This is a genomic window from Bacillus paranthracis (assembly GCF_001883995.1).
GTDB classification, from domain to species: domain Bacteria; phylum Bacillota; class Bacilli; order Bacillales; family Bacillaceae_G; genus Bacillus_A; species Bacillus_A paranthracis.
In genome coordinates this window covers 130890-138128 of the sequence record NZ_MACE01000015.1, presented here as the reverse complement: position 1 = coordinate 138128, position 7239 = coordinate 130890, and the positions used below count along the sequence as shown (strand labels likewise).

Below are 7239 nucleotides of genomic sequence, written 5' to 3'. Positions count from 1 at the left end.
GCCACCACAATTACTACAACCACGACCGCCACATCCACAGCCGCTGAATCCACCACCACAACCAAATCCGCAACTATCACATCTGCTAAGGCCGCCGCAAAGGTCGCAACCACCATTTGCATAAGCGTCATAGTATCCGAATCCTGAATCAAAAGATGAGCGCTGTTGCACCGGTTCAATCCATACAGAGCTTTGTGTCACATCGATTATTTTACCTAAATGTATACGGCCATCACGGTCCTCAATCCGAACCACTTTTCCGAAGTAACGTCGGCATGTATCATAACATTTTTGTCTATGCATATTCATTCCTCCTTCCCCATTACAGTAATACGATATGTAAGGGGGACAAGTGCGGCTTGTACGAATGCCCTAACTATCATAATTGTTATAGGAGAGGGGAAATATAGGAAGAGGATATATAAGGAGGAAAAGGCATGAAATCTACAGATCAGTTTCAGACATACGAAGTACCGTGGGAAGAATTTATTGAAGCATTGCGAGAGGAAATGAAAAAGCAAGTAGGGGCAGATATTATTGATACAGTAGTTTGCAATTTAGAAGATGGTTTTGAAGTGTATACATATGTGCAGGGGGATTTGGATTTTGAATATAAGGAAGCACTGGAAAGGAAATACGGGAGTGATGCAAAAACTCCTAACGTGTTAACGATTATGTTATTAGCTGGCATTTATCGTACAAGTGAAGAGAATATACGCTTACATGCGGATCATAAAGATAATCCGATTGTTGAAGTGTATGTGAAGAAATGAAACACGCTGTGAAGGCGTGTTTTTTAATTTTATGATAAAATGTTAGAAAATTAAGAAAGGTGTTGATGGTTTGAAAATTAAACATCTTAATTTAACAGTTGCAGATGTAGTAGCTGCGAGCGAGTTTTTAGAAAAGTATTTTGGCTTAACTTGTAGCGGAACAAGGGGAAATGGCTTTGCAGTTATGCGTGATAATGATGGATTTATACTAACTTTAATGAAAGGAAAAGAAGTTCAGTATCCAAAAACATTTCATGTAGGATTTCCACAAGAAAGTGAAGAACAAGTAGATAAGATAAATCAAAGATTGAAGGAAGATGGATTTTTGGTTGAGGCTCCTAAACGTGCACATGCGTATACGTTTTACGTTGAAGCACCTGGTGGATTTACAATAGAAGTGATGTGTTAAGTCAAAAATCAAACTTTTTGTTATGTGTTTTTAAAATAAAAAGTAGGAAAAGTCTGTTTTAAGTGTAGAGCTTAAACAGGCTTTTTTACTTATAGTATCGGATAGAAAACGCTAGAAGGAATCATATTCAGTTTTTATAACTGTTTACATAATAAAGTTATGCTGCGTTCGTTGTCCTAAAATACAAGTCATATATCTTGTATCCTCTCATAAATTTAAACATAGGAATTTGTCTACAAAGGTGGCGAAGCCTCATCATGAAAATTCGAATTTGTGCCACATTCATGTTGTTTCTATTTATATGGTTACATCCTTTTTGGACTTTTGCAAAAGGAGAGGAGGCAAAGGAAAGGGTCGTTTCACTTGTATATGATGATTCGGGCAGCATGAGAAATAACGATCGCTGGAAATATGCCAATTATGCTTTGCAAAGTTTAGTTGCGCTATTAGATGAAAAAGATACATTTTCTTACGTTCCAATGAGCAAGCCGAATGATCCATTAAACATTTCGTTAACGAAGGATAAGAGACAAACGGAAATTGAGGGAATTGGAGCGTGGAAAACGTATTTAAATACTCCGTTTAGCGCAGTAGAAACGGCGATGCAATCTATAAAAAAGGAAGCAGATATAGATGGGAAACGTGAATTTTGGCTTATTGTCTTAACTGACGGGGCATTTAATGATTTAGAGAAAGATAAGATTGGCGGAAAAGAACAAATTTTGCAGAAGCTAGCACAGTTTAAGAAAGAAATGGATGCAAAAAAGATATCGTTACATCCAATTTTAATTACGATGGAAGAGGATTTAGGACAGCAAGAAAAGGCACAACTAAATACGTTTAAAGAAATATGGAAGAAAGAGATAAATGGAGTTACGATGCCATCTAGTGGAGAGGATGGTATTGTAAAAAGCGTCAATCAAGTGGCGGCATTAGTTGCAAATCGTGATCCGTTCTCCTCTGTTGAATCGATTGTAAAAACGAAAGTAGTAGGGAAGAAAGTAGAGATTACAACACCATTTCCGTTAAAGCGTATGACGCTTGTGCGACAATCGCCTTCTCTGCCCGATTATCAGGTCACACAAATTTCTAAACCATTACAATTACAATCTTCTTTTTCCATACATGCACCAGGTGAAGCGAAATTGTTCGGAAATATAGTTCATATCAGTACGGAAAATGAAGAAGTTATTAAACCAGGAACGTATACGATAGAAGTGGACCGAGATATTGAGAAAGAAGGATTACAAGTACTAGTCGAACCGGCACTTAATTATACTGTTTCTACTTATGACAAAGAGGATAAGGATAGAAAAAATGTTGAGGAAATGTATGAAGATGTGACAGCTGTTATTGAAGCAAAACCTACTGAGTTGCCAGTTCAGTCTTCTTACTTTCAGGCCGAAGTAGAAATAGACGGGAAGCAATATGCGATGAAGTGGGACGATAAAAGACATGTATTTTATTACGAAACGAAGCTTACTAAAGGATTAGTACGCGGGAAAGTTCATATGAACATAAAGGGGTTTTACAGACAGACGAAAGAATTTAAAATCGAAACAACGAAAAAGCCTAAATTATCACTTCAAACTGTCACGAAAGATTATGAAGAAAAAGTAACAAATTTAGAGAATAGTAAACCATTTATTATACAACCACAGTTAGATGATAAGCCGATGACAGAAGAGGCTGTAAAAAAACTATTAAAATCTACTGGTGTCACATCTAAACAATCAATCAACTATGAAATAAAACAGCATGGTAATCAAATTTACATTTATCCTCGACCGCATTACTCCGACACATTCAATTTTACAGATACCGGCACCGTAGAAGCTACCATCGTAGTGCAGGATTCAAAATTACCAAAAGTAAAGAAAGATATAACACTCCATATTCAAAATGCGCCGTTTTATGAAAAGTATGCGCTTATTTTTAAGTTTGTTATTCCTATCACTTTATTACTGTTAATAGTAGGAATAATCGTTTTAGGATGGATTGTCCGTCCAAGATTTCACCGGAAAGCATTATTGTATTACGAATGGGATCAAGAGGTAGCGAAAGATTGGTTATATCAATCTGAGCCAGAGTTACTCAAAAATAAATGGTGGAAACATTATTTTGGTATTCCGTATAGAGCAGAAAGAAAGACTGTGCAATCCGTTACGTTTATAGCAAAGAAAGGATCGAAATCGATATTTGTAGCGAAAGAGTCACAAATAGTAGGAATGATTATTGATGGGATGTTTATAACAGAGGATGAGGTTGGAATGGAACATAAGACACTATATCCAAATGAACTTTTAGTAATTGATAGAGGATATGGTAAGGAGATTTACAAATACGAGTGTGAATAGTAGATGGAGAAAAGAGGAGAGTATTATTTTTCCCTCCTTTTTTCAAACAAGCAAGAATAGGAAGGTGGTTCACATGACGTTACAAGTTCCAACAATATTAATTGGTTTAGGTGGAATCGGTAGTACTGTCACACATCAAATATATGAAAGACTACCTGAGGAGCGTCGGAAAAAAGTAGCAATGCACGTATTTGATACAGATGTGAATACATTGAGTAAATTCGATCATATTCGAAAGTTTAAGACGCAAACGAGCTCTAGTAAAACACCTAGGGAGTATATTGCGGGAGATCCGACGATTCCAGAGTGGTTTCCGATGGATCCAACTATACTTGATAAACCATTAACAGAAGGAGCAGGACAGTTACGCGTCATTTCCCGTTTAGCGTTACGTGCTGCGATGAAAGAAGATAAATTAACGTCCTTTTGGCAAGAAATCGAGAAGATTTTTCCAGTTACAAGCGATCAAACGGAATATGGAGTACGTGTCATTATCGTAACATCACTAGCGGGCGGAACAGGTTCAGGAATGTTTCTACAAATTGCATTATATTTACGTGAAATGCTTCGAAAAAAACTGCAACATCACAACATTTTAATACGTGGTGCGTTTCTAATGCCGGATGTGTTAGTGAAGACGAGAACAGTTAGTGCGAAAGAGTTTGAAACGGTGCAAGCAAACGGCTATGCCTCGTTAAAAGAATTACATGCCATTACGCTCGGTTCTACAGGAGAACTATCCAAACGCGGCGGGGTTACGATTGAATTAGAGTATCGACCGGATCAAGTAGATGAGGATGGGAGAACAAATCACACGATTAAACAACACCATTTACCGTACAATTATTGTTTTTTATACGATTACGAAAATTTACATGGACACCATCTGCATAATTTATCAGATTATATGGAGCAAATGGCAAATACGATTTATTTACAATTATTTAGTCCGATGTCTGCAAATCATTTTGCACAGGAAGATAATCAAATTCAGCAATTAGCAGAATCAAGCGGGAAAGGGCGATATTGCGGGGCCGGAACGGCAAAGATTATTTATCCATATGAGCATGTGTTAAAATATTGTGCTTTAAAATGGGCCGTGCAAGGTTTAGATGAATCGTGGCTTCATTTAGATCAATTGTTTCAAGAGAAGAAGCATAGATATGACCAAGATGTAAAACGGGGTATGCAGCGTGAAAAGCCAGAGCGCGGGAAAAGTTATTTAGAAGATTTAGAACATCTTGCTACTCGTCCAGAGCAGGCTCATATTTTCTATAGACAAATGTACAATGAAACGCGTGAAGGAGCAGAAGGCGGCAAGGTTGGTGTTGCGAAATCTAAACTGTTTTTAGAAGCTGTAGAGAGTTATGTACAGCGTACGGTACAAAAAGACGAGGAATTAAATCGTCTGCAGCATGAGTGTAAAATTTCGGCTGCGAAGCTAAAAATGACGGAACAAATGAAAGGTGAAGTAGCAAGGGTCGATCATGCGGTTCGTTTATATGCGTATGCGATTCCGAGCCGTGTACATGAACATGTAACGACACTTTTATATGACATGATTGAATCAGACCGTTTTTCACCAAGTGGTTCTGAAGGCCAGTCATATCAATTAAATACATGGTTTTTAAAGAAAACAGATCCAGTTCATCCAGTAGCAGCTCGTTTTATGTTGTATGAAATTCGAAAGCAGTTAGTGGAAAAAATGAATCGACTACATGAAAATAATGAACAAAAGCGTAATTTAATTCAAAATTACGATAAGAAATTTAATGTGAGTAACATTGATGGAACGGTAACAGCTGTACGTCGAGTAGAAATTGCGCAACAACAAGGTTGGTTCGGAAAAATGATTAATAACCAGCAGCGTTTATTTAAAAAGGAATTTGAAGATATTGTAACGCAGTACGTACACAAATTAAACGAATACCGTAAAGAAATGCTATTAGAACTCGTTTATCAATCGTTATATCAAGCGGTTAATAAAATGATTCAATATTGGGAAAGGTTTTTTGATAATTTACATGAAACACGTGAAAATTTATTGTTCGAAATTCAAAAACGAAGCAAAGAATTTGAAGGGAAAACAAACCCAACGAATGTATACGTATTAGCGGAAGAGAAGTTACAAGAAAAGATATGGCAAGATATGCAACAACATTTAAATTTAGGTGTATTACCGAAAGATATATCAGCAGAAATTTATATGAGCTTATACGGAGAATATTGCCGGGATGCGAAAACAGAAGAAATTCAATCGAAAAAGGTAGAAGACTTTTATCGTGAGCACATACTAAGTTATTGCTATGATGAATTACAAATACGCTATCGCGATAAATTAGAGCTGAATATCGTTGAGGCATTACGAAAAGAAGCGGATTATAAGAATCGTGATCGTGATGAATATGTTCGTGAAAAAATTGAAGACTTGTTCCATTTAGCAAGTCCATTCGTGCCGAAAGTTTTTCATCATAGGGAATTACAATATTGGGGTATACACCCATCTTTAAAGAAAGAACTGCAAGAGGAATTAATGCAAGAAATGTTTAAAGAAAAAGATACAGTAAATGAAGCTTTCTCGCCATTTGAAGTCATTTGTTATCGTGCACATTACGGTTTATCACTACAAGACTTTCCTAAGCTTTCGTCTGGACATATTGCAAATGGATTTATGAATGATAAAGGTGATTATTTTCAGTCGTACTATCGCCGTGTAAACAAGTTGAATAGTAAAAAATCTAGTTTAACACCGCATTTAGATAAGTATTGGCACTTACCAGCATTCATGCCAGACTTAAATGCAACGCAAACGAAGTTAGATTATGATAAATGTAATCGAGCTCTTCTATACGCGTATATATATCGCTGGATTAGTTTAGTTGCTGTTGATGGTCAATTCGTGTATCAATATAACGGCGTTGGACGTAGTTTCTTAATTCAGTCGATGGGGAAAAATATTTCAAGCGAAAGTTATAAATTGCACAGAGCGTTACTTCATAATCCGTTCATTTATGAAAACATCTTATCCAGATTTGAAGAAGAACAAGAAAAGGCGATGATACAAGGTGGGCATTTATATACACATCCATTTGTATTAGGTGCTCAAGATATTAGATGGCTACGTAAAGAGCATGTCCATAATATTTTAGATATGATTTTAATGTATGACCGTGAAGCGAAATATGATCCAACGTTAGAAGAAACTTCTGATGAATTATTAAGGTTATTCCTTGATGAAATTGAGTTATATTTCCAAAACTATTACGGTACAGGTGCCGATATGGTTGCCAAGAAAGAGAAAGAAATGTTTATTAAACAATTGTGGGATCGTTCGTACGCGAAAGGATACGTAGATCCAAATAGTGCGCCTTATAAAAAATGGCAAAATTTATTAAGCGTTCATGATGAAGAAGAAACGCCAAAAACGAATGTATAATGAATGAAAAGGGAATCCTTAAAAGTGGCAATACAACTTTAGAAAAGAGGGATTCCGATGCCGTTTTTAGGAAGTGTATATCAAATATTTGGATTGTATCCAGAAATTTATTATGGGATGATTTCAGCTGAAATTGCGGAGCAGCAAAGATTGGAACAAGCGGAAAGTGAAGAACAAGAAACAGAAGTGTAACTGTATAAGAAGCTTCAAAATAAAAATGATAACACGCTACTTACTCTTTAAACGTATAAGAGCAAGTAGCGT

Annotated in this window: 6 protein-coding genes; 5 read left to right on the top strand and 1 reads right to left on the bottom strand. The window is 36.3% G+C overall.

The features are described from left to right. Positions 1–303: hypothetical protein (locus BAQ46_RS05920; protein ID WP_071741777.1), on the bottom strand; the 303-nt coding region annotated here is incomplete at its 3' end. 134 nt (positions 304–437) lie between these two features. On the opposite strand from BAQ46_RS05920, the gene BAQ46_RS05915 reads away from it, so the two are divergent. The 5 genes from BAQ46_RS05915 to BAQ46_RS05895 all read left to right on the top strand — a co-directional run bounded on the left by BAQ46_RS05915 (position 438) and on the right by BAQ46_RS05895 (position 7167). Beyond that, positions 438–773, top strand: a complete 336-nt coding sequence (locus BAQ46_RS05915) for a hypothetical protein (protein ID WP_000842897.1) — start codon at positions 438–440, stop codon at positions 771–773. 70 nt (positions 774–843) lie between these two features. Beyond that, positions 844–1182: a VOC family protein gene (locus tag BAQ46_RS05910; RefSeq protein ID WP_000693976.1), complete on the top strand. Its 339-nt coding sequence runs from the start codon at positions 844–846 to the stop codon at positions 1180–1182. Positions 1183–1439: 257 nt separating this feature from the next. Further along, positions 1440–3539, top strand: coding sequence for a vWA domain-containing protein (locus tag BAQ46_RS05905; protein WP_071741776.1), 2100 nt, complete (start codon positions 1440–1442; stop codon positions 3537–3539). A 73-nt stretch (positions 3540–3612) separates the two neighbouring features. Further along, entirely contained in the window at positions 3613–6975 is a 3363-nt protein-coding gene (locus BAQ46_RS05900; RefSeq protein WP_071741775.1) for a tubulin-like doman-containing protein, read from the top strand. A gap of 57 nt (positions 6976–7032) precedes the next feature. Beyond that, the gene (locus BAQ46_RS05895; RefSeq protein WP_001116173.1) at positions 7033–7167 is read left to right on the top strand and encodes a hypothetical protein; all 135 of its coding nucleotides are present in this window, start codon (positions 7033–7035) and stop codon (positions 7165–7167) included. Positions 7168–7239: the final 72 nt, after the last annotated feature.